The organism is Solimonas sp. SE-A11 (assembly GCF_030345715.1).
GTDB lineage: Bacteria > Pseudomonadota > Gammaproteobacteria > Nevskiales > Nevskiaceae > Solimonas_A.
This window is the reverse complement of sequence record NZ_JAUASX010000014.1, coordinates 1-19952: the sequence shown is the minus strand read 5'-3', so window position 1 is coordinate 19952 and position 19952 is coordinate 1. Positions and strand designations below refer to the sequence as shown.

At 66.8% G+C, this 19952-nt stretch carries 22 protein-coding genes; 14 read left to right on the top strand and 8 right to left on the bottom strand.

Translation table 11 applies throughout. The features are described from left to right. Window positions 1–24: 24 nt before the first annotated feature. Window positions 25–507 (bottom strand): SsrA-binding protein SmpB, encoded by a 483-nt coding sequence (smpB, locus tag QT386_RS15740; RefSeq protein ID WP_289274695.1) that lies wholly within the window; start codon window positions 505–507, stop codon window positions 25–27. A 132-nt stretch (window positions 508–639) separates the two neighbouring features. Between smpB and QT386_RS15735 the strand changes: the two genes are divergently transcribed. The 3 genes from QT386_RS15735 to QT386_RS15725 are packed head-to-tail and all read left to right on the top strand — an operon-like array spanning window position 640 to window position 2742. Continuing rightward, window positions 640–2022 carry a sodium-dependent transporter gene (locus QT386_RS15735; RefSeq protein ID WP_289274694.1) on the top strand — a complete coding sequence of 461 codons (1383 nt, stop codon included), beginning with the start codon at window positions 640–642 and terminating at the stop codon, window positions 2020–2022. Beyond that, a complete protein-coding gene (locus tag QT386_RS15730; RefSeq protein WP_289274693.1) occupies window positions 2022–2459 on the top strand; it encodes a type II toxin-antitoxin system RatA family toxin in 438 nt (145 codons plus the stop codon). Before QT386_RS15735 ends, QT386_RS15730 begins: the two co-directional genes overlap by 1 nt. Further along, complete coding sequence (locus QT386_RS15725; RefSeq protein ID WP_289274692.1) at window positions 2446–2742, top strand: RnfH family protein; 297 nt, start codon at window positions 2446–2448, stop codon at window positions 2740–2742. The genes QT386_RS15730 and QT386_RS15725 overlap by 14 nt, the downstream gene beginning before the upstream one ends. 6 nt (window positions 2743–2748) lie before the next feature. Here the strand turns inward: QT386_RS15725 and QT386_RS15720 are convergent, their stop codons facing one another. Beyond that, window positions 2749–4104, bottom strand: coding sequence for a DUF1329 domain-containing protein (locus QT386_RS15720; protein WP_289274691.1), 1356 nt, complete (start codon window positions 4102–4104; stop codon window positions 2749–2751). A gap of 94 nt (window positions 4105–4198) precedes the next feature. Further along, window positions 4199–4648, bottom strand: coding sequence for an outer membrane protein assembly factor BamE (locus QT386_RS15715; protein ID WP_289274690.1), 450 nt, complete (start codon window positions 4646–4648; stop codon window positions 4199–4201). 61 nt (window positions 4649–4709) lie between these two features. On the opposite strand from QT386_RS15715, the gene fur reads away from it, so the two are divergent. After that, entirely contained in the window at window positions 4710–5126 is a 417-nt protein-coding gene (gene fur, locus QT386_RS15710; protein WP_289274689.1) for a ferric iron uptake transcriptional regulator, read from the top strand. Window positions 5127–5270: 144 nt separating this feature from the next. Here fur and recN read toward each other — a convergent pair whose 3' ends face one another. Together recN and QT386_RS15700 are read right to left on the bottom strand one after the other, a co-directional pair. Continuing rightward, window positions 5271–6956 carry a DNA repair protein RecN gene (recN, locus tag QT386_RS15705; protein WP_289274688.1) on the bottom strand — a complete coding sequence of 562 codons (1686 nt, stop codon included), beginning with the start codon at window positions 6954–6956 and terminating at the stop codon, window positions 5271–5273. Between the two features lie 17 nt (window positions 6957–6973). Further along, window positions 6974–7864 (bottom strand): NAD(+) kinase, encoded by an 891-nt coding sequence (locus QT386_RS15700; RefSeq protein WP_289274687.1) that lies wholly within the window; start codon window positions 7862–7864, stop codon window positions 6974–6976. Between the two features lie 103 nt (window positions 7865–7967). On the opposite strand from QT386_RS15700, the gene hrcA reads away from it, so the two are divergent. The 5 genes from hrcA to QT386_RS15675 all read left to right on the top strand — a co-directional run bounded on the left by hrcA (window position 7968) and on the right by QT386_RS15675 (window position 13547). Further along, the gene (gene hrcA / locus QT386_RS15695; protein WP_289274686.1) at window positions 7968–9008 is read left to right on the top strand and encodes a heat-inducible transcriptional repressor HrcA; all 1041 of its coding nucleotides are present in this window, start codon (window positions 7968–7970) and stop codon (window positions 9006–9008) included. Between the two features lie 124 nt (window positions 9009–9132). Beyond that, window positions 9133–9681, top strand: a complete 549-nt coding sequence (gene grpE / locus QT386_RS15690; RefSeq protein ID WP_289274685.1) for a nucleotide exchange factor GrpE — start codon at window positions 9133–9135, stop codon at window positions 9679–9681. Between the two features lie 88 nt (window positions 9682–9769). Then, window positions 9770–11704: a molecular chaperone DnaK gene (gene dnaK / locus QT386_RS15685; RefSeq protein WP_289274684.1), complete on the top strand. Its 1935-nt coding sequence runs from the start codon at window positions 9770–9772 to the stop codon at window positions 11702–11704. 142 nt (window positions 11705–11846) lie between these two features. Further along, complete coding sequence (dnaJ, locus tag QT386_RS15680) at window positions 11847–12971, top strand: molecular chaperone DnaJ (protein WP_289274683.1); 1125 nt, start codon at window positions 11847–11849, stop codon at window positions 12969–12971. Window positions 12972–12986: 15 nt separating this feature from the next. Next, complete coding sequence (locus tag QT386_RS15675; RefSeq protein ID WP_289274682.1) at window positions 12987–13547, top strand: SRPBCC family protein; 561 nt, start codon at window positions 12987–12989, stop codon at window positions 13545–13547. Between the two features lie 6 nt (window positions 13548–13553). Here QT386_RS15675 and QT386_RS15670 read toward each other — a convergent pair whose 3' ends face one another. The 3 genes from QT386_RS15670 to purB are packed head-to-tail and all read right to left on the bottom strand — an operon-like array spanning window position 13554 to window position 16043. After that, a complete protein-coding gene (locus tag QT386_RS15670; RefSeq protein ID WP_289274681.1) occupies window positions 13554–14159 on the bottom strand; it encodes a hypothetical protein in 606 nt (201 codons plus the stop codon). Then, window positions 14156–14662, bottom strand: coding sequence for a hypothetical protein (locus QT386_RS15665; protein WP_289274680.1), 507 nt, complete (start codon window positions 14660–14662; stop codon window positions 14156–14158). The genes QT386_RS15670 and QT386_RS15665 overlap by 4 nt, the downstream gene beginning before the upstream one ends. A gap of 13 nt (window positions 14663–14675) precedes the next feature. After that, window positions 14676–16043: an adenylosuccinate lyase gene (gene purB, locus QT386_RS15660; protein WP_289274679.1), complete on the bottom strand. Its 1368-nt coding sequence runs from the start codon at window positions 16041–16043 to the stop codon at window positions 14676–14678. A gap of 199 nt (window positions 16044–16242) precedes the next feature. On the opposite strand from purB, the gene QT386_RS15655 reads away from it, so the two are divergent. The 5 genes from QT386_RS15655 (at window position 16243) to rraA (ending at window position 19823) form a co-directional block, all read left to right on the top strand. Then, entirely contained in the window at window positions 16243–16578 is a 336-nt protein-coding gene (locus QT386_RS15655; protein ID WP_289274678.1) for a cytochrome c3 family protein, read from the top strand. Window positions 16579–16647: 69 nt separating this feature from the next. Then, a complete protein-coding gene (locus tag QT386_RS15650) occupies window positions 16648–17187 on the top strand; it encodes a hypothetical protein (RefSeq protein ID WP_289274677.1) in 540 nt (179 codons plus the stop codon). 91 nt (window positions 17188–17278) lie between these two features. After that, window positions 17279–18811: a fumarate hydratase gene (locus tag QT386_RS15645; protein ID WP_289274676.1), complete on the top strand. Its 1533-nt coding sequence runs from the start codon at window positions 17279–17281 to the stop codon at window positions 18809–18811. Between the two features lie 26 nt (window positions 18812–18837). Beyond that, window positions 18838–19344 carry a disulfide bond formation protein B gene (locus QT386_RS15640; protein WP_289274675.1) on the top strand — a complete coding sequence of 169 codons (507 nt, stop codon included), beginning with the start codon at window positions 18838–18840 and terminating at the stop codon, window positions 19342–19344. After that, window positions 19341–19823, top strand: a complete 483-nt coding sequence (gene rraA / locus QT386_RS15635) for a ribonuclease E activity regulator RraA (RefSeq protein ID WP_289274674.1) — start codon at window positions 19341–19343, stop codon at window positions 19821–19823. Before QT386_RS15640 ends, rraA begins: the two co-directional genes overlap by 4 nt. Window positions 19824–19952 lie beyond the last annotated feature (129 nt).

The window sequence follows — 19952 nt, the reverse complement described above, 5'->3', positions numbered from 1 at the left end:
GGCGGGATGGCACCAATCCGGTGACTAGGCCCGCTTCCTCATGATGCGCTCTTTGTCCCGCTGCCAGTCCCGATCCTTCAGGTCAGCGCGCTTGTCATGCTGCTTCTTTCCCTTGGCCAAGCCAATCTGCAGCTTGGCGCGGCCGCGGGTCCAGTGCAGGTCCAGGGGGACCAGGGTATAGCCGGCGCGCTCGACCTTGCCGACCAGCATTGACAGTTCGCGCTCGTGCATCAGCAGCTTGCGGGTGCGGGTGGAGTCGGCGATCTCGTGGGTGCAGGTGTGCTTGCCCGGGGTGAAGTGGGCGCCGATCAGCCAGGCTTCGCGGTTCTTGAGGACGACGTAGGCCTCCGTGATCTGCGCACGGCCTTCGCGGAGGCTCTTGACCTCCCAGCCCTGCAGCATCAGGCCGGCCTCATGGCTTTCCTCGATGAAGTAGTCATGGCGCGCACGACGGTTTTCCGCGATGCGGCGGTCACCGTCCTTCTTGTTATCTTCCTTCTTGCTCATCGGTGAATTATAGGCGTCATGGCGGATATCCGTGGCCGGATGGCCTGAACAGGGCCGTTCCGGCCCGGATCAAGGCGCAAAAGCCGCCAGGAAGGGTCATGCGGAATGCGTGGTTCCCGCTAGACTATCGGCATGAACATCCGCGAAAGCAGTTACGGCTACTGGGGATCGTCAAGCCGCTTCCTGTGGGTGGCCGCCGGTGCCACGGTGGGCATCGGCAACGTCGCGCGCCTGCCGTACCTGATGGGCGAGCACGGCGGCGCGGTGTTCCTGGGCTTCTACCTGCTGTGCCTGCTGCTGGTCGGGCTGCCGTTGCTGGCCACGGAATGGGTGCTGGGCCGCTGGATGCGCGACGACGTCATCAGCGGCTTCCGTCGCGTGGTGGATGCGGCGGGGGCCTCGCGTTTCTGGGTGGTGATCGGCTACCTGTCGCTGGCCAGCGCGGTGATGGTCCTGTCGTACTACAGCGTGATTGCCGGCTGGAGCCTGGCCTATGCCGTGCGCGCGGCCGGCGGGGTATTCGATGGCATCGGCGTGGAGCATGCCCGCGAGGCCTTCCTGAGCTTTGCCCAGGACCCGGAGCGCGCGCTGTCCTGGCATACGATCTTCATGGTCACGGCCTGCATCATCGTCACCCACGGTTTTCGCGACGGCATCGAGCGGGCTGCGCTGCGCCTGCTGCCGACAGCCTTCCTGGTGGCGATCGGCCTGTGCCTCTACACCATGCTCACCGGCAGCACGGCCGAGGCCCTGCGCTTCCTGCTGACGCCGGACTGGCAGAAATTCGGCTGGCGTGGCGCACTGGAGGCCCTGCAGCAGGCTTTCTTCACCATGGCGCTGGGCATCGGCTCGATGCTGGCCCTGGGCAGCTACCTGCCGGCGCGGGCGCCGCTCAAGCGACTGGCCCTGGGCGTGGTGCTGATCGACACGGGCTTCAGCCTGCTGGCGGGCCTGGCGATCTTTGCGCTGATCTTCAGCGCTGGCGTGGAGCCGGCCAGCGGCGTGGCGCTGCTGTTCCAGGCGTTGCCGGCGGCATTCCCCGCCGGCGTGGTCGGCATTGTGGTGGCGCTGTCGCTGTACACCATGCTCTTCATCGTCACGCTCACGGCGGCCAGCGCACTGCTGGAGACCACCACGCGCTACCTGATGGATCGCTTCCGCACCACGCGTGTATTCGCCGCCACGTCCAGCTCGCTGCTGATCTGGTTCCTGGGGTTGGGTACACTGCTGTCTTTCGGCGTGCTGCAGGACGTGACGCTGATGGGCCGCAATTTCTTTGGCTGGATGCAGTGGCTGACGGCCAACTGGTTCGCGCCGGCCACGGCGCTGCTGATCTGCATCTTCACGGCGCGGATCATGCCGGAGGAGATGGCGCGCTCCGCCTTCGGCGAGCGCGAGGGCTGGCTGTTCAGCCTCTGGCGCGCGCTGCTGCGGTATCCGACGCGCCTGGCGCTGATCATCATCCTCGGCTATTCGGCCGGCCTGCTGGACTGGATCGCGGAACTCTGGGGCTGATGGCGACCCTGGAACGATCGGCGCTGCTGCGTTTTTCCGCGGCCGCCATGTACGAGCTGGTGGCCGACATCGAGGCCTATCCCGGCTTCCTGCCCGGCTGCGTCTCGGCCGTGGTGGAGCACAGCCAGGACGATCGGGTGCGTGCAAGGGTGGGTTTCAACGTCAAGGGGCTTAAGGACAGCTTCGCCACCGAGAACCGTCTGCAGCCCGGTCGCAGCATCCACATGCGGCTGGTGGATGGCCCCTTTCGCCAGCTCGATGGCACCTGGGAATTCCAGGCTCTGGCCGAGGATGCCTGCAAGGTGACACTGAAGCTGTCGCTGGATTTCGGCAGCCGCATCGTGGAAAGCACGCTGTCGCCCTGGATGGACCGCGCGGTCAACGGGCTGATCGAGGCATTCCGCCGCCGCGCCGAGGCGCTGCATGGCAAACATTGAGACCATCCAGGTTGAAGTGGCCTATGCCAGGCCCGGAGAGCAGGCGATCCTGGTGCTCGCGGTGCCGGCCGGCACGAAGGCCGAAGAAGCCATCATGGCCTCCGGCATCCTCGCGCGCTTTCCCGAGATTGATCTTCCCAATGCCCGCCTAGGCCTGTTCTCGCGGCCCGTGGCCCATGACGAGCCGCTACGCGATGGCGACCGCGTGGAGATTTACCGGCCGCTTCAGGCGGATCCCAAGCAGGTGCGCCGTCAGCGCGCCGCCGCTACGCGCCGCAGGTAATCCAGCCTACTTGGTAATGCGCTTCTGCACCGCGGCGGCGGTGAAGAAGTCCGGCTTGTAATCCGGCGTGAAGTCGTAGGGCTTGTCCTCGTTGAACATCGCCGTGATGAAGTAGCGGCCGCTGTCGAAGTGATAGATCACCTCCGGCGCCGCCGAGCTGGCGAGGATGTTGGTGCCGAACTGCGTGTGCCCTTCCTGGAACTGGTAGAGCTCGCCGCGGTTGTTGTAGTTGTCCACCATGACGATGTTCCAGCCGTCTTCGTCGAGGTAGAAGCGGCGCTTCCTGAAGGTATGCGCCATGCCGGGCCGCAGCTCGGCGTCCACCACCCACACGCGGTGCAGCTCGTAGCGCGGCAGGTCCTGGTTCAGATGTCCGGGGCGTGCCAGCTGCGAGAAACGGATGGTGTTGCTGCCGATACGATGCGAGTTGTAGGGGATATACATCTCGCGCTTGCCCACGAGCCTCCAGTTGTAGCGTTCCAGGGTGCCGTTGAACATGTCCACCTGGTCGTAGAACTGGCTGCCGTCGGTTCCTTCGGCGGGGTTGTCGCAGCAGACCGTGGGCGCACGGCGCACGCGCTTGAGCGTGGGCGTGTAGAGCCAGGCGGCGCGCCCCTCGCTGCCGGTGCCGGCGCGGTCATGCACCAGGATCGTGGTGCCGGCCACGCGCGGCGGCGCGGTGGTGGCCGACAGGTAGCGCAGGAACTCAGCGTCGCCGCGATGCAGCGTCACGGGTTTGCGGATAGAGCCGTAGGTGAACTGCACGTCCTCCAGGATCTTGGTCAGCTGGTACTGGCCATTGGGCTGGACGATCATCTGGTTGTTGTAGCGGCGCACGGCGTCGCCGCGCCAGCGCAGCTTGTGGTTCCAGATCGGCTCCGGCCCAGACTTGGGAATGGGGAAGGGGACGCCCACGCTGCAGCCATCCAGCTCATCCAGGCCATGCAGTTCGCAGACGCTGGCGTTGACCTTGGTGGCGGCGTATATCGCCTCCGGCATCGCCACCGGGCGGTGCGAGGGATACACCAGCATCTTGTAGCTGGGGTGCAGCGACAGCAGCTTCTTGTGGCCTTCAGACAGCCGCTCCAGCGAGCGCGACATGTTGGAGGCGGAGAGCACCAGGATCGGTTGCTCTGAGTCGATGGCGGGGTCGGAGAAGAACTCGCCGCTGAGCTTGCCGCGCTGCTTGCCGGGGGACCAGGCGGGGATGCTGCCATCCTTGTTGGCGGCCCGTTCGGCGCCGACCGGGGTGAGGGGCCCACCGAGCTTGGCGGCCTCGGCGATGTCGGCCTTGGCCGAAGCCTGACCGGCCATGACGAGCAGCGACAGGGCCGCCGCGATCCGCAGGATGGAACGGTTCATGTTGCTCTCCCCAATCGAGCCATGCAGATGGAAGGTGTCGCCCGGGCGGTGACACCACCAAAGACCGGCCCCCGCCGGTCCCCGGGCGCCGCGATCAGGGCGAGCTGCGGTCCGGCGTCAGGATGACGCCCGATTCCTTGCCCTGTTCGCTCTCGATGCGCGTCTCCTCGGCCTGGGCCTTCTTGTCCTCGCGCAGTACGGTCTTCACGTCCGGATCTTCCAGGGCCTTGTTGTCGGCGTCCGGCGCCTTGACCCCGTCCATGCGGCTGACTTTGTCGCCATCGAACCAGAGGCTGACCACTCGGGAGGACACCTTGCCGCGCGGCGACTTGTAATAGCCCACGTAGTCCCAGCGACGGTCCTCGAAGGGGCTGGCGGCCACGGGCGTGCCCATCAGGAAGCGGACCTGCTCGCGGCTCATGCCGACCTGGAGCTGGTCAAGCTGCTTCTGCTCGATGACGTTGCCCTGGCGGGTGGGAAGCTTGTAGACGATCTGGCAGGCGCTCAGGGCCAGGGCCGTGAGAACCAACAAAATAACTCGCATGGGTTGATGCCTCGTAGGGGAGTGCGATAATACCGGAAATCCTCCCTTTGACAGGCATCCCGTGGAATCGTCCGATCTTCGTAGCGCCGGCCTCAAGGTTACCCTTCCGCGCCTGAAAATCCTGGAGATGCTGGAGAGCCATCCGGCTCGCCACATGTCCGCTGAAGATATCTATCGCAAGCTGATGGACTCGGAGGAGGACATCGGCCTGGCCACGGTCTACCGCGTCCTGACCCAGTTCGAGACCGCCGGCCTGGTCAAGCGCCACCATTTCGAGGGTGGCCACGCCGTGTTCGAATTGGAGCGCGGCCCTCATCACGACCACATGGTCAACCTCGATACCGGCGAAGTGATCGAGTTCGTCTCCGAGGAGATCGAGAAGCTGCAGAAGCAGATCGCCGAGAAGCACGGCTTCACGGTGGAGGACCACAGCCTGGTCCTGTACGTGCGGCCCAAGGGCGGCAAGAAGAAGGGCTGATGGCTTTTCCCCTCGCCCGTTTACGGCAGGGTGGCCGTAGGCCGGAAGGGGGTTTCTGTAAATCTGGGCTTGGCTGACTTGGGACGATTTACAGCAGCCCTCTCCCCGACCCCTCTCCCGCAGGCGGGCGAGGGGAGCAAGAGCTCAGGCCTTCGCCGCTCGCTGCAGCAAATCCTTTGCATGGTTCAGCGCCGCAGCGGTGATCTCCACGCCGCCCTGCATGCGCGCCAGTTCCTCCACGCGGTCCTTGTCGGCCAGCGGCCGCACGCGGGTATAGGTCTGGCCTGACTTCACTTCCTTGGCGATGGCGAACTGGCGATGGCCCTGGGCCGCGACCTGCGCCAGGTGGGTCACGCAGAGTACCTGGCCCTGCTGGCCGCCCAGCTCGCGCAGCTTCTGGCCCACCACCTCGGCGACGCCGCCGCTGATGCCGGCATCCACCTCGTCGAAGATCATGGTGGCGGCGCCGGAGCGCTGCTGGCCCACCACCTGCACCGCCAATGACACGCGGGACAGTTCGCCGCCGGAGGCCACCTTGGCCAGCGGGCGGGGCGGCTGCCCGGGGTTGGCGCTGAAGTCGAACCGAACTTCATCGTCGCCGCTGCTGCGGGGGCGACCCTCGGCGTCGGTCTCCACGGCGGCCAGGAACTGGGCGTTGGCCATGCCCAGCTGGCGCACGATCGCCGACACCTGCTCGCCGAAGCCCTTGGCGGCTTTGCGCCGGGCCGTTCCCAGCTTGGCGGCGGCCTCGCGGTAGCGCTTCAGCGCGGCCGTGCGGCGGGCTTCCAGGGCTTCCATCTGGCCGGCCGCGTCTTCCAGGCCGCCCAGTTCCTCGCGCAGGGCCGCCAGCTTTTCCGGCAGTTCCGCCGGGCGGATGCGGTGCTTGCGTGCCAGGTCATGGATATCGGCCATGCGCTGTTCCAGCTGGGCCAGCTGCTCCGGGTCCAGGTCCAGGCGGGCCAGCAGGCGGCTCAGGGAGTCGGCCGCCTCGCGCACCTGGGCCTGGGCGCTCTCGGCCAAGTCCAGGGCCTCGCGGAAACCCTCGTGCAGCGGCACCAGTCCGGTCAGCAGTCCGGAGGCGGTCGCCAGCTGGTCGTAGAGGCTGGCCTCGGCGCCGTAGAGCATCTCCTGGGCCTGGTTGCCTTCCTGCATCAGCCGGCCCGCATTGGCCAGGCGGCGGTGCTCGGCTTCCATCTGCTCGATCTCGCCTTCGCCCAGGTTCATGGCCTCCAGCTCGCGCAGCTGGAAGCGCAGGTAGTCCAGCTGGGCCGGATCGCGGCTGCCGGCAGTGCGCAGGCGCTCGATCTGCTTCTCCACGTCGGACACTTCACGGGCGGCTTCGCGCACCGCGTCCAGTGCCGTCCCGTGGCCGCCGAACTGGTCCAGCAGTCCGCGCTGCACCTCGGGGCGCAACAGGGTCTGGCTCTCGGACTGGCCGAAAATCTCGATCAGCCGCTCGCCCAGGTCCCGCAGCGGGCCGGCATTGACCGGCTGGCCGTTGACGAAGGCGCGGGTGCGGCCTTCGGCGTAGACCACGCGGCGCACCAGGCAGCGGCTGGGCTCGTCCTCATCGACCAGCTCCTGTTCCTTGAGCCAGGCGGAGGCGTCGCCACCGGCGACCAGCGCGAACTCGGCGCTGACCTCGGCCTTCTCCTGGCCGCTGCGCACCAGGCTGGCATCGGCGCGGCTGCCGACGATCAGGCCGATGGCGTCGATCAGGATCGACTTGCCGGCGCCGGTCTCGCCGGTCAGCGTGGTGAAGCCGCGTCCGAAGTCGAGGGCCAACTCGTCGATGATGGCGAGATTCTTGATCTGCAGGTGGGTCAGCATGGGTCAGACTTGGAGGCTCAGCCCGGCTCGCGTTGCGCGGGGCCGCGGCCCCAATGGAGTTTGCTGCGCAAGAGATTGAAGTAGCTGTAATTCTTGGGGTGGATCAGGCTCAGGGGCCACTCGGCCCGGGAGACTTCCACGGCGTCGCCGGGCTGCAGGATTTCGCTGGTCTGGCCGTCGCAGGTCAGCATCACGCGGGAGCCGTCATGGCCGCCCAGCACGATGCGCACCGTCTGGCTGGCGCTGACCACGATCGGACGGTCCGACAGGGTGTGCGGGCAGATCGGCACCAGCGCCAGTGCCTCCAGCGAGGGGTGCACCACCGGGCCGCCACCGGACAAGGCGTAGGCCGTGGAACCGGTGGGCGAGGCGATGATGAAACCGTCGGCGCGGTGCTGCGAGATGAATTCGCCGTCAATCCAGGTTTCGAACTCCACCATGCGGATGGCCGCCTGGTTGCGGATGACCACGTCGTTGACGGCCAGGGCCGGCTGCACCGGCATGCCGTTGCGCAGGATACGGCAGCTCAGCAGCAGGCGGTCTTCGCGCAGGTACTCGCCGCGGAAGATCGCGCCCAGGCTTTCGCGCATGTCCTCGGGGGTCACGTCCACCATGAAGCCCAGGCGGCCCTGGTTGATGCCGAGCAGGGGCACCGCGGCCGGGGCCATCTCGCGCGCCGCCGACAGCAGGGTGCCGTCGCCACCGACCACCACCACCAGGTCGCAGCGCTTGGCCAGCTCGGCGCGGGTGACGAAGCTCACCGGCTCGTCGACCAGGTCGGCGCTATAGGTGTCCACCAGCACGGTGCGGCCCAGTTCCGCCAGGTGGCGGCACAGGGCATTGAGCACGGGCGCAACCTGAGGGCTGCGGTGCTTGCCGATCACACCGACGGTCTGGAAGTGGGTCATGGAGCGTCTGAGAGCCGAGACGGCCGGAAAATACCACGAAATCTCGCGCTCCTGATGCGTTCGTGCTATTGAATTGCGGTAACAAGTGCTTCATTTTTAAGGTATGTCGAATCCCCTGGACTCCCGCGCCGCGGAGCTGCTGAAGCTGCTGGTCGAGCGCTATATCCACGATGGCCAGCCGGTCGGCTCGCGCACGCTCTCGCGCATGGCCGCGTTGGGCCTGTCGCCGGCGACGATCCGCAACGTCATGGCCGATCTGGACGAGCTCGGCTTCGTCGCCTCGCCGCATACCTCGGCCGGGCGCATCCCGACCACGCGGGGTTACCGCTACTTCGTTAACAACATGCTGGCGCCGGAGCCGCTGTCGGATAACGAGCGCGAGCACATCGCCGATACCCTGGTGCCCCACCGCGCCCGCTCGGAGGCTGATCTGGTGCAGGCCGCCTCGGCGCTGCTGTCGCAGCTGTCGCACATGGCCGGCGTGGTCACCGTGCCGCGCCGCAATCTGGCGATCCTGCGCCAGGTGGAGTTCCTGCCGCTGTCGGGCAACCGCGTGCTGGCGATCCTGGTGGTGAACCAGGCCGAGGTACAGAACCGCGTCATCCACACCGAGCGCCCCTATGGCGCCGACGAACTGGGCCGCTACGCCGCGCTGCTCAACGAGCAGTTCGCCGGGCGTGATCTGGTGAGTCTGCGCAATGCGCTGATGAGCGACGCCCTGGATACCCAGAACCGCCTGAACCTGCATCTGCGCGATGCCGCCTCCATGGCCGAGCAGGCGGTGACCGGCGAGCGTGCCCCGGACTACGTGCTGGCCGGTGGCAGCAACCTGATGGGCTTCCAGGAGCTGGCCGACGTGCAGCGCCTGCGCGGCCTGTTCGACGCCCTGGACCGCAAGCGCGACCTGCTGAACCTGTTCGACCAGTGCCTGGGGGCGGACGGGGTGCAGATATTCATCGGCGACGAGTCGGGCTACCAGGTGCTGGACGAGTGCAGCGTGGTCACCGCGCCGTATTTCGTCGAGGGACAGGTGGCCGGCGTGCTGGGTGTGATCGGCCCGACCCGCATGGCCTACCGCCGCATCATCCCGTTGGTACAGGAAACCGCCCGGGTACTCACCCAGGGCTTGAAAACCGGCGGCTAGGCCCCAAAAACCGTTGCCTGGAGGCGTCCGCGGCAGGCGCGGGCGGCCTTTTTTCATTATCCTGCGCGCCCCTGAACGGGCTCCAAACCCGCTATAAAACCCCTTAAAAGCCAAAAAAGCCGACATGACTACGCCGGAAACCCAGGCGCCCGCGGACTCCGCGCCGCCGCCCGACGACGCCAACGCCGAGATCGCCGCCCTCAGCCAGGAGCTGGAGCAGGCCCGCGCTGAAGTCGCCGCTGCCAAGGACGCTCAGCTGCGCGCCGCCGCGGACCTCGAAAACACCCGCCGCCGCCTTGAGCGCGACGCCGCCAGCAGCCTCAAGTTCGCCAACGAACGCGTGATCGGCGACCTGCTGGCCGTGGCCGATAGCCTGGAACTGGGCCTGAAGGCCGCCGGCAGCGCCGAGGGTGCCGCCAAGGCACTGGCCGATGGCATGCAGCTGACCTACCGCCAGCTGATGTCGGTGCTGGAGAAGCACGGCGTCAAGGTCGTGGACCCCACCGGCCAGCCTTTCAACCCGGACCACCACCAGGCCATGACCATGGCCGAGTCCGCCGAACTGCCCCCCAACCATGTCGTCAGCACCATGCAGAAGGGCTACCTGCTGCACGAGCGCCTGTTGCGCCCTGCGATGGTCGTGGTGTCCAAGGCGCCCGCCGCGGCCAGCTGAATATACGGTTGTGCAAGTGGCCTCTTGAATCGCCACTCCGCGCCATCAAATAACGCATAAGCAACGAAATTCACGGAGTACCTGAGCAATGTCCAAGATCATCGGTATCGACCTCGGCACCACCAACAGCTGCGTGGCGGTCATCGAAGGCGGCAACGTCAAGGTCATCGAGAACGCCGAGGGCGAGCGCACCACGCCGTCCATCGTGGCGTACACCGACGACGCCAACCCGATCACTGGCCGCGCCGCCAAGCGCCAGGCCGTGACCAACCCGCACAACACGCTGTTCGCGGTGAAGCGCCTGATCGGCCGTCGCTACGAGGACGCCGAGGTGCAGAAGGCGATCAAGCATTCGCCCTTCAAGATCGTCAAGGCCGACAACGGCGATGCCTGGGTCGACGTCAAGGGCAAGAAGCTCGCCCCGCAGCAGGTCTCGGCCGAGATCCTGATGAAGATGAAGAAGACCGCCGAGGACTACCTCGGCCACCCGGTGACCGAGGCGGTCATCACGGTGCCGGCCTACTTCAACGACAGCCAGCGCCAGGCCACCAAGGACGCCGGCCGCATCGCGGGCCTGGAGGTCAAGCGCATCATCAACGAGCCGACCGCGGCCGCGCTGGCCTTCGGCCTGGACAAGGTCAAGGGCGACAAGAAGATTGCCGTGTACGACCTCGGCGGCGGCACCTTCGACGTGTCGATCATCGACATCGTCGAGTCCGACGGCGAGAAGTCCTTCGAGGTGCTCGCCACCAACGGCGACACTTTCCTGGGCGGCGAAGACTTCGATCACCGCGTGATCGAGTACATCGCGGCCGAGTTCCAGAAGGAGCAGGGCATCGACCTGCACAAGGACCCCCTGGCCCTGCAGCGCCTGAAGGAAGCCGCCGAGAAGGCGAAGATCGAGCTGTCGTCGACCACGCAGACCGAGGTCAACCTGCCGTACATCACGGCCGACGCTTCGGGCCCCAAGCACCTGAACATCAAGCTGACCCGCGCCAAGCTGGAGTCGCTGGTGGACGACCTCATCGCCAAGTCGATGGAGCCCTGCAAGATCGCCCTGCGCGACGCCGGCCTCAAGGCTAGCGAGATCCAGGACGTGATCCTGGTCGGCGGCCAGACGCGCATGCCCAAGGTTCAGGAAGCGGTCAAGAACTTCTTCGGCAAGGAGCCGCGCAAGGACGTCAACCCGGATGAGGCCGTCGCCGCGGGCGCCGCCGTTCAGGGCGCCGTGCTGTCCGGCGACCGCAAGGACGTGCTGCTGCTCGACGTGACCCCGCTGTCGCTGGGCATCGAGACCCTGGGCGGCAAGATGACCAAGCTGATCGAGAAGAACACCACGATCCCGACCAAGAAGTCGGAGACCTTCACCACGGCCGACGACAACCAGACCGCCGTGACGATCCAGGTCTACCAGGGTGAGCGCGAGATCGCCTCGGCCAACAAGTCGCTGGGCCGCTTCGACCTCACCGGCATCGCGCCGGCGCCGCGCGGCATGCCGCAGGTCGAGGTGATCTTCGACATCGACGCCAACGGCATCCTGCACGTCACGGCCAAGGACAAGGCTACCGGCAAGGAGCAGTCGATCCGCATCACCGCCAACTCGGGCCTCTCGGAAGACGAGATCCAGAAGATGGTGAAGGACGCCGAGGCCCACGCCGAGGAAGACAAGAGGTTCGGCGAGCTGATCGCCGCGCGCAATCAGGCCGAGGGCATGGCGCACGCGGTCGAGAAGTCGCTGAAGGACCTGGGCGAGGATCAGGTGCAGGCCGACGAGAAGAAGGCCATCGAGGATGCGCTCGCGGCGTTGCGCGAGGCCGCCAAGGGTGAGGACAAGGCCGACATCGAGGCCAAGACCACCGCCCTGACGGAAGCCTCGGGCAAGCTGATGGAGCGCGTCTACGCCGCCAAGGCGGCCGAGGGCGGCGCTCCGGGTGCCGAGGCGCCGGGCGCGTCGGCCGGTAGCGGCTCCAAGGACGGCGACGTCGTGGATGCCGAGTTCACCGAAGTGAAGGACAAGAAGTAAAGACGTAAGGCGTGAGGGGTGAGGCGTGAGGCGTAACAGCCGCGCCTCGCCCCTTTTGCCGTTTGGGGATTCAACAAAAAAGCTGTAGGGAGCGGTACATGAAGTCGGCTAATGCCTCACACCTCACGCCTCACGCCTCACGATGAAGCGCGACTACTACGACGTACTCGGGGTCGAGAAGACTGCCACCGAGGATGAGCTGAAGAAGGCCTATCGCAAGCTGGCGATGAAGTACCACCCGGACCGCAATCCGGGCGACAAGGCGGCCGAGGAGAAATTCAAGGAAGCCAACGAGGCCTACGAGGTGCTTTGCGACGCGCAGAAGCGCGCGGTCTATGACAAGCACGGCCATGAAGGCTTGCAGCGCGGCGGCCCGGGCGGCTTCGGCGGCGGCGCCGGCGGCTTCTCCGACATCTTTGGCGATGTCTTCTCCGACATCTTCGGTGGAGGCGGCGGACGCGGCGGCCCGCGTCGTGGCGCGGACCTGCGCTACATGATGGAGCTGACGCTGGAGCAGGCGATCTTCGGGACCACCGAATCCATCCGCATCCCCACCTGGGGCGATTGCGAGCCCTGCCATGGCAACGGCACGGCCGACGCCAAGAAACCCTCGTCCTGCCCGACCTGCAAGGGTTCCGGCCAGGTGCGCGTGCAGCAAGGCTTCTTCGTGCTGCAGCAGACCTGCCCGCATTGCCGCGGTCGCGGCACCACCATCACCGACCCCTGCAAGAGCTGCCGCGGTGCCGGCAAGATCAAGCGCGAGAAGACGCTGGAGGTGAAGATTCCCGCCGGCGTCGACACCGGCGACCGCATCCGCCTCACCGGCGAGGGCGAGCCGGGCGACAAGGGCGCCACCCCGGGCGACCTGTACGTGCAGATCAACGTGCACCCGCACGATTTCTTCGAGCGCGACGGCAACGACCTGCACTGCACCGTGCCGATCTCCATCGTCACCGCGGCCCTGGGCGGCAAGCTCGAGGTGCCGACGCTGGACAGCCGCGCCGAGATCGACATCCCGGACGGCACGCAGAGCGGCAAGCAGTTCCGCCTGCGCGGCAAGGGCGTGCGCTCGATCCGCAGCTCGGCCACGGGAGATCTCTACTGCACCGTGATGGTCGAGACCCCGGTCAAGCTCAGCCGCCAGCAGAAGGACCTGCTGCGCGACTTCGGCAAGACGCTGGAGGGCAAGGAAGCCAGCCACCACCACCCGGAAACCTCGTCCTGGCTGAACCGCGCCAAGCAGTTCATCGACGATCACCTGAAGTAACCGGGAGCCGCGACGATGCCGTTCAGCGTCCTGCGCAACTTCGTACTGGGCACCCTGGTGCTGATCATCGCGCTGTTCACCGGCGGCTTCTTCCTGCCGGATACGGCGCGGGTCGAGCGCCAGGTGTTGGTGCAGGCGTCCCCCCAGCAGATCTTTCCGCTGATCAACGGCTTTGCGCGCTTCAACGAGTGGCAGCCCTGGGCCCGGATGGACCCGGGCATGAAGATCGAGCGCAGCGGCCCGGCAGAAGGTGTCGGCGCTCGCCAGGCCTGGTTCAGCGAGAGCAAGGGCGTGGGCTCGGGCAGCCTGGAGATCATCGAGTCGGTGCCCGACAAGACGGTGAGCATGCAGGTGGCCTACACCGGCTTCGACGGTGACAACCAGTCGATCTTCACGCTGAAGCCGGAGGGCGAGGGCACGCGGGTGACCTGGACCTACCGGACCCGCGTGGGCACCAACATCATCGGCCGCTACTTCGGCCTGATGCTGGACGGCATGGTGGGCAAGGACTACGAGACCGGCCTGCTGAACCTCAAGCTGCTGGCCGAGCGCGACGCCGCCAAGCCCGCGTCCTGAAACGCTTCATCCGCCGGGCGTGATGCCCAGGCACCGGTTCCAGGTATCGGCGGCGTAGTCACGCGCAGGGCGCTGCGTGCGGTAGGCCCCGGCCACGATCTCCTCCGACTCGCTGGAGCTGAAGCCGAGCTGTCGCCGGACCGATTCGATCGGCTGGCCAGCCTGGGCCTGGTTCCTGGCGACGAGCGCGACATCGAGATTCCAGATGCACAGGGTCGGCGTCTGCAGGCGCGTCATCGAGTCGATCCCGGCGCTGCGCTGGGCGCAGGTGCGGAAGTATTCCTTCGAGAACTCCCAGGGCGAGCCGAACGTGCTCCGGTACACCGACTCCAGGGCCGACAGCGTATCCGTCGAACGGCCGGCGTGACGATCACGCGCCTGCTCCAGCGGCAGCCCCTGCAGCTTGAAGGTCGCCATCAGGAAGGCTTCGCCCGCCAGGTTGCTGCAGCGCTGCAGGCCGACGAGTTCGGCCGGAGTGAAGCCAGCCGTGGCAGGGGCGGGCTCCTCGGGTGCTTCGGCAGGCGCGGAAGGCGGAGCCGACGCACAGCCCGCCAGGGCCAGCACGGTGGCAACGAGAAACGAACGGGCCATGCCGGAAAGGCCGATGCTCATAGCCCGAGGCTGCGCAGTTCCTGCGCCGGCACCGACTCCTCCCACAGCGCATTGAACGTGCGCAGTTGCTGGCGGGCGTCCAGCGGCGCGTGGGGCAGATATTTTGCGTCGATCTCTTCCGGCGCGCCGCGCAGCAGCAGCGCCTTCTCGTCGGCCAGGATGTACTCGTCACCCGGCAGCGTGCGCTCCGGCAGCGGCTCCCGGAACTCGATGCGGCTGCTGAGCAGGCGGCCCAGCTCCACCAGCCGGTGCGCACCGCGCATGGCCAGCGCCGGTTGGCGCACCAGGGCCCGCAGCCGCGCGCGGCGATGCTGCAGCACGAAGCTGCGCACGGTGGCGACGAAAGCCTCGTCGCCGTAGATGCGGCGGTCGAGGCTGTCGCTGTAGATCACGATCTCCATGCGCGCGGCCCGGGCCACCAGCACGGCGTGCTCGGTGAATGCCGCCACGCCGCTGACAAGGGCGGGAGCCGTTGTCACGTCGTCGGGCGGCATGGCGTCCATGGAGTGCGGGCCTTCAGACGCCCTTGGCCTGCTGCACAGCGTTGCCGGTGTAGCTACCCGGCGTCATCGCCAGCAGGCGCTGCTTGTCCTCTTCCGGCAGGGCCAGGCCCTTCACGAACTCGCGCAGCTGATCCTTGCCCACCTTCTGGCCGCGGGTCAGGCGCTTGAGCTGCTCGTAGGGCTCCGGCAGGCCGTGGCGGCGCATGACGGTCTGGATGGCTTCGCCCAGCACTTCCCAGTTGGCGTCCAGGTCCTGGCCCATCTTCCAGGCGTCGCCTTCGAGCTTGCCGATGCCCTTGGCGATGGCCTGGTAGGACACCAGCGAGTGCGCAATGCCCACGCCGAGGTTGCGCAGGACGGTGGAGTCGGTGAGGTCACGCTGCCAGCGCGAGATCGGCAGCTTCTCGGAAAGGTGCTGCATGATGGCGTTGCCGATGCCCAGGTTGCCCTCGGCGTTCTCGAAGTCGATCGGGTTGACCTTGTGCGGCATGGTCGAGCTGCCCACTTCGCCGGCGACGGTCTTCTGCTTGAAGTAGCCCAGGGAGATGTAGCCCCAGACGTCGCGGCAGAAGTCGATGAAGATGGTGTTGATGCGCGTCAGCGCGTGGAAGTACTCGGCGATATAGTCATGGGGCTCGATCTGGGTCGTGGCCGGGCTCTGGTCCAGGCCCAGGCCCTTGATGAAGCCGGCCGAGAACGTCGGCCAGTCGACATCCGGGTAGGCGGCGTAATGGGCACTGTAGTTGCCCACGGCACCGTTGGCCTTGCCCAGCAGTTGCACCGCGGCCAGCTGGTCGCGCTGGCGGCTGAGGCGATGCACGAACACGGCCATTTCCTTGCCCACCGTGGAGGGCGAGGCCGGCTGGCCATGGGTGCGGGTCAGCATCGGCTGTTCGGAATAACTGCGCGACAGGCCGGCGATGGCGGCGATCAGCTTGTCGATCTGCGGCAGCAGCACCTGTTCGCGAGCTTCCTTGAGCATCAGGGCGTGCGAGAGGTTGTTGACATCCTCCGAGGTGCAGGCGAAGTGGATGAACTCCTTTACCGCAGCCAGCTCGGGGTGGCTGCCGATCTTTTCCTTCAGGTAGTACTCCACCGCCTTGACGTCATGGTTGGTGGTGTCCTCGATGGCCTTGACCCGCTGGGCCTCCTGGATGTCGAAGGCCGAGGCGATCTTCTCCAGTTTCTCCCGGGCGGATTCGGACAGCGGCTTGACCTCGGGGATGCCCGGGTGCTCGGCCATGGCCTCCAGCCAGCGGATTTCCGCCAGCACGCGGAAGCGCATCAGGCCGAATTCGCTGAAGATTTGCCGCAGCTTGACGGTTTTTTCAGCATAACGGCCATCAATGGGGGAGACGGCGGACAGGGAGGTGAGGTTCATCGAAAAGACATTAGCTGGGATTTGTTGACCATTTTACCAATTAACCCCCGCGGAAGCGTCGAAATGCATTTTCGAGGCCGAAGGCGCATTTACGAAGAGCACTCGAAGCGTCAGGGTCGATCCCTGCCGAAAGCAGGGGTGGGGCCGCAGATCGCGCAAATCACCGGAGAGCGGAGCTATCGTACTCTGGCAGTTGCGCATGTTGCCGCAGAAACAGGCCAACGAATGCCTGGACTGCCACGCACCGTTGGCTGAGCGGAAGGCGCTGGTGGCGCAGATCCAGGCCTGGGCCTCGGCCCCCAAGACACCGCCGCCGGCACACGTGCCTGCCACGCTGGGGCATGACGGGCTGGTCTGTGCTGCCTGCCATGTGCGTGGCCACACGCGCTTCGGCCCGCCACCGCGCAGTGGCAAGCCGGCGGCAGGCGGCCCGCACGGCGGCTTCGAGGTCTCGGCGGCCTTCGAGGACGCCCGCTTCTGCGCCGCCTGCCACCAGTTCCCGGAGGAGGGGCCGCGCGTGGCCGGCAAGCTCTAGGAGGACACGCTGGCGCAATGGCAGCAGAGCGAACACGCGGCGCAGGGGCGCCAGTGCCAGTCCTGCCACATGCCGGATCGGGAGCATCGCTGGCCCGGCATCCACTCCGCCGACATGGTGCGCAAGGCGCTGGACGTGAGACTGGAAGTGGAGGCCGATGGCAGAGCCGTGGCGCGGTTGAGCAACGTCGGCGCCGGGCATCACTTCCCGACCTACATGGTGCCCAAGGTCCGCGTGGAGCTGCGGCTGGCGACGCCGGACGGGCAGTCACGGTTGCTGGCCGAGGACACGATCGGCTGGGACGTGAACGTGGAATTGACCGAGGAGAGCTTCGATACCCGCATTCCGCCGGGCGGCTCCCGGACGCTGGAGGCGCGCCTGCCGCCATCCTGGCCGGCCGGCTCGGAGCTGGAGCTGAGGATCGCCGTGGCGCCGCGGGAGCACTACGAGCGCACCTACCTGTCGGTGCTGGCCCAGGCCGACAAGCTGGATGCCGAGACCCTGCGCCTGCTGCGGCAGGCCTACGACGAGGCCGTGGCCGCCCGCTTCGAGGCCCTGCGGCTGCGCCGGCCGCTGCCGCCGGCTCCAGCCGCGAGGCCGGACGGCTGAGGGGGTAGGAGGGGACCGGCCAACAGGGCCGGGCACATCGGGTAAAATTCGCGCGCCGATTCTCGCCCGATATTCCCAGCCAGGCCTTTTCATGACCACGATCCGCCAGGAAGACTTCATCCAGTCCATCGCCGACGCTTTCCAGTACATCAGCTACTACCACCCCCTGGACTACATCCAGGCACTGGGTGCGGCTTATGAACGCGAGGAGTCTCCCGCCGCCAAGGACGCCATTGCGCAGATCCTGACCAACTCGCGCATGTGCGCCGAGGGCCACCGCCCGATCTGCCAGGACACCGGCATCGCCGTGGTCTTCCTGAAGGTGGGCATGAACCTGAAGTGGGATGCCACGCTGTCCGTGCAGGACATGGTCAACGAGGGCGTGCGCCGCGCCTACAACCACCCGGACAACAAGCTGCGCGCCTCCGTGCTGCTGGACCCGGCCGGCAAGCGCATGAACTCCAAGGACAACACGCCGGCCGTGGTGCACTACGAGATCGTGGCCGGCGATCACCTCGAGGTGATCTGCGCCGCCAAGGGCGGCGGCTCGGAGAACAAGTCGAAGCTGGCCATGCTGAACCCCTCCGACTCGATCGTGGATTGGGTCATCAAGACCCTGCCGACGATGGGCGCCGGCTGGTGCCCGCCGGGCATCCTGGGCATCGGCATCGGCGGCACGCCGGAGAAGGCGATGCTGCTGGCCAAGGAATCGTTGATGGCGCCGGTGGACATCCACGAGTTGCGCGAGCGCGCCGCCGCCGGTGTCGAGCTCAGCCGCGTCGAGGAACTGCGCCTGGAACTGATGGACAAGGTCAACGCGCTGGGCATCGGCGCCCAGGGCCTGGGCGGCCTGACCACGGTGCTGGACGTGAAGATCATGGACTACCCGACCCACGCGGCCTCGCTGCCGGTGGCGATGATCCCGAACTGCGCCGCCACCCGCCACGTGCACTTCCACCTCGACGGCACGGGCCCCGCGGTGCTGGAGACGCCGAAGCTGGAAGACTGGCCGCAGGTCACCTGGAAGGCCGACGAGAAGACCGCCAAGCGCGTCAACCTGGATACCCTGACGGATGCCGAGATAGCCAGCTGGCAGCCCGGCGACATCCTGCTGCTGAACGGCAAGATGCTGACCGGCCGCGACGCCGCGCACAAGCGCATCGCCGACATGCTTAAGAAGGGCGAGAAGCTGCCGGTGGACTTCACCGGCCGTGCTATCTACTACGTGGGGCCGGTGGATGCGGTGCGTGACGAGGCCGTGGGCCCGGCCGGCCCGACCACTGCCACGCGCATGGACAAGTTCACCGACATGATGCTGTCCCAGACCGGCCTGCGCGTGATGATCGGCAAGTCCGAGCGCGGCCCGGTGGCCATCGAGTCGATCAAGCAGCACAAGGCGGCCTACCTGATGGCGGTGGGCGGCGCGGCCTACCTGGTGTCCAAGGCGATCAAGACCGCCAAGGTGCTGGGCTTCGCCGACCTGGGCATGGAGGCGATCTATGAGTTCGAGGTCCAGGACATGCCGGTGACCGTGGCCGTCGACAGCCAGGGCACTTCCGTGCACAACACCGGTCCCAAGGTCTGGCAGGCCAAGATCGGCAAGATCCCGGTCGCGGTCGCCTGACCCCCATCCACCCACCTGGGCCCACGATGACCCTCAACTTCCGCCTGCTGAACCTGCTCGGCTTCCTCGGCTGCATCTTCGGCCTGCTGTTCGCGCTGTACCTGCAGCACTACCGCGGCTACGAACCTTGCCCGTTCTGCATCTTCCAGCGCGTGGCGATGCTGGCGACCGGCCTGGTGTTCCTGGCGGCCGCCATCCACGGCCCGAAGGTCGGCGGGCAGTGGGTCTACGTGTTCCTGTCGAGCATGGCGGCGCTGGTCGGCGCCGGCATCGCCGCACGCCACGTCTGGCTGCAGAGCCTGCCGCCGGACCAGGTCCCGGCCTGCGGCCCGACGCTGGACTACCTGATGGACATGATGCCGCTGCAGGAGGTCGTCGCCACCGTGCTCAAGGGTGACGGCAACTGCGCCAAGATCGACGCGCAGTGGCTGGGCATCAGCCTGCCGGGCTGGACCCTGATCGCCTTCATCGGCTTCGTCGTCTATGCCGTCCTGACTCCCGTCCTTCCCAAGATCCTGAGGAAATCCGCATGAGCACTGCTACCACCGATCTCTCCGACGCCCACCCGGACGCCCAGGTCGCCGATCCGATCTTCGCCGACTTCGGCGGCGTGCTGGCCTTCCATGGCCCGATCGTCACGCTGAAGGTGTTCGAGGACAACGCTGCCGTGCGCAGCGCGCTGGAGGAGAAGGGCGAGGGTCGCGTTCTGGTGGTGGACGGCGGCGGTTCCACGCGTTGCGCGCTGGTCGGCGGCAACCTCGGCGTGCTCGGCGTGAAGAACGGCTGGGCCGGCATCGTGGTCAACGGCTGCATCCGCGACTCCGAGGAGATCGGCGGACAGGAGATCGGCGTGAAGGCCCTGGCCACGCACCCGCGCAAGTCCGAGAAGGGTTTGCACACGGCGCACCGCGACAAGGTGGTCAGCTTTGCCGGCGTAACCTTCAAGCCGGGTGCTTGGCTCTATGCCGATGCCGACGGCATCCTGGTGAGCGACACCGCGATCCACAAGTAGAACCGGATTGACCCGTCCTGAAGTAGGTTGACACCTATGCGGGATAAAGCTGGTTGCTAAAGTATGCTGGATACAGACGCCCGATGGACTTCATCGGGCGTTTTGTATTTGAGGGCCAAGTGTGGCCGT

Coding starts and splice junctions, on each gene's coding strand:
- smpB (WP_289274695.1), bottom strand. CDS start 507: ATGAGCAAGAAGGAAGATAACAAGAAGGACGGTGACCGCCGCATCGCG.
- QT386_RS15735 (WP_289274694.1), top strand. CDS start 640: ATGAACATCCGCGAAAGCAGTTACGGCTACTGGGGATCGTCAAGCCGC.
- QT386_RS15730 (WP_289274693.1), top strand. CDS start 2,022: ATGGCGACCCTGGAACGATCGGCGCTGCTGCGTTTTTCCGCGGCCGCC.
- QT386_RS15725 (WP_289274692.1), top strand. CDS start 2,446: ATGGCAAACATTGAGACCATCCAGGTTGAAGTGGCCTATGCCAGGCCC.
- QT386_RS15720 (WP_289274691.1), bottom strand. CDS start 4,104: ATGAACCGTTCCATCCTGCGGATCGCGGCGGCCCTGTCGCTGCTCGTC.
- QT386_RS15715 (WP_289274690.1), bottom strand. CDS start 4,648: ATGCGAGTTATTTTGTTGGTTCTCACGGCCCTGGCCCTGAGCGCCTGC.
- recN (WP_289274688.1), bottom strand. CDS start 6,956: ATGCTGACCCACCTGCAGATCAAGAATCTCGCCATCATCGACGAGTTG.
- QT386_RS15700 (WP_289274687.1), bottom strand. CDS start 7,864: ATGACCCACTTCCAGACCGTCGGTGTGATCGGCAAGCACCGCAGCCCT.
- hrcA (WP_289274686.1), top strand. CDS start 7,968: ATGTCGAATCCCCTGGACTCCCGCGCCGCGGAGCTGCTGAAGCTGCTG.
- grpE (WP_289274685.1), top strand. CDS start 9,133: ATGACTACGCCGGAAACCCAGGCGCCCGCGGACTCCGCGCCGCCGCCC.
- dnaK (WP_289274684.1), top strand. CDS start 9,770: ATGTCCAAGATCATCGGTATCGACCTCGGCACCACCAACAGCTGCGTG.
- dnaJ (WP_289274683.1), top strand. CDS start 11,847: ATGAAGCGCGACTACTACGACGTACTCGGGGTCGAGAAGACTGCCACC.
- QT386_RS15675 (WP_289274682.1), top strand. CDS start 12,987: ATGCCGTTCAGCGTCCTGCGCAACTTCGTACTGGGCACCCTGGTGCTG.
- QT386_RS15670 (WP_289274681.1), bottom strand. CDS start 14,159: ATGAGCATCGGCCTTTCCGGCATGGCCCGTTCGTTTCTCGTTGCCACC.
- QT386_RS15665 (WP_289274680.1), bottom strand. CDS start 14,662: ATGGACGCCATGCCGCCCGACGACGTGACAACGGCTCCCGCCCTTGTC.
- purB (WP_289274679.1), bottom strand. CDS start 16,043: ATGAACCTCACCTCCCTGTCCGCCGTCTCCCCCATTGATGGCCGTTAT.
- QT386_RS15655 (WP_289274678.1), top strand. CDS start 16,243: ATGTTGCCGCAGAAACAGGCCAACGAATGCCTGGACTGCCACGCACCG.
- QT386_RS15650 (WP_289274677.1), top strand. CDS start 16,648: ATGCCGGATCGGGAGCATCGCTGGCCCGGCATCCACTCCGCCGACATG.
- QT386_RS15645 (WP_289274676.1), top strand. CDS start 17,279: ATGACCACGATCCGCCAGGAAGACTTCATCCAGTCCATCGCCGACGCT.
- QT386_RS15640 (WP_289274675.1), top strand. CDS start 18,838: ATGACCCTCAACTTCCGCCTGCTGAACCTGCTCGGCTTCCTCGGCTGC.
- rraA (WP_289274674.1), top strand. CDS start 19,341: ATGAGCACTGCTACCACCGATCTCTCCGACGCCCACCCGGACGCCCAG.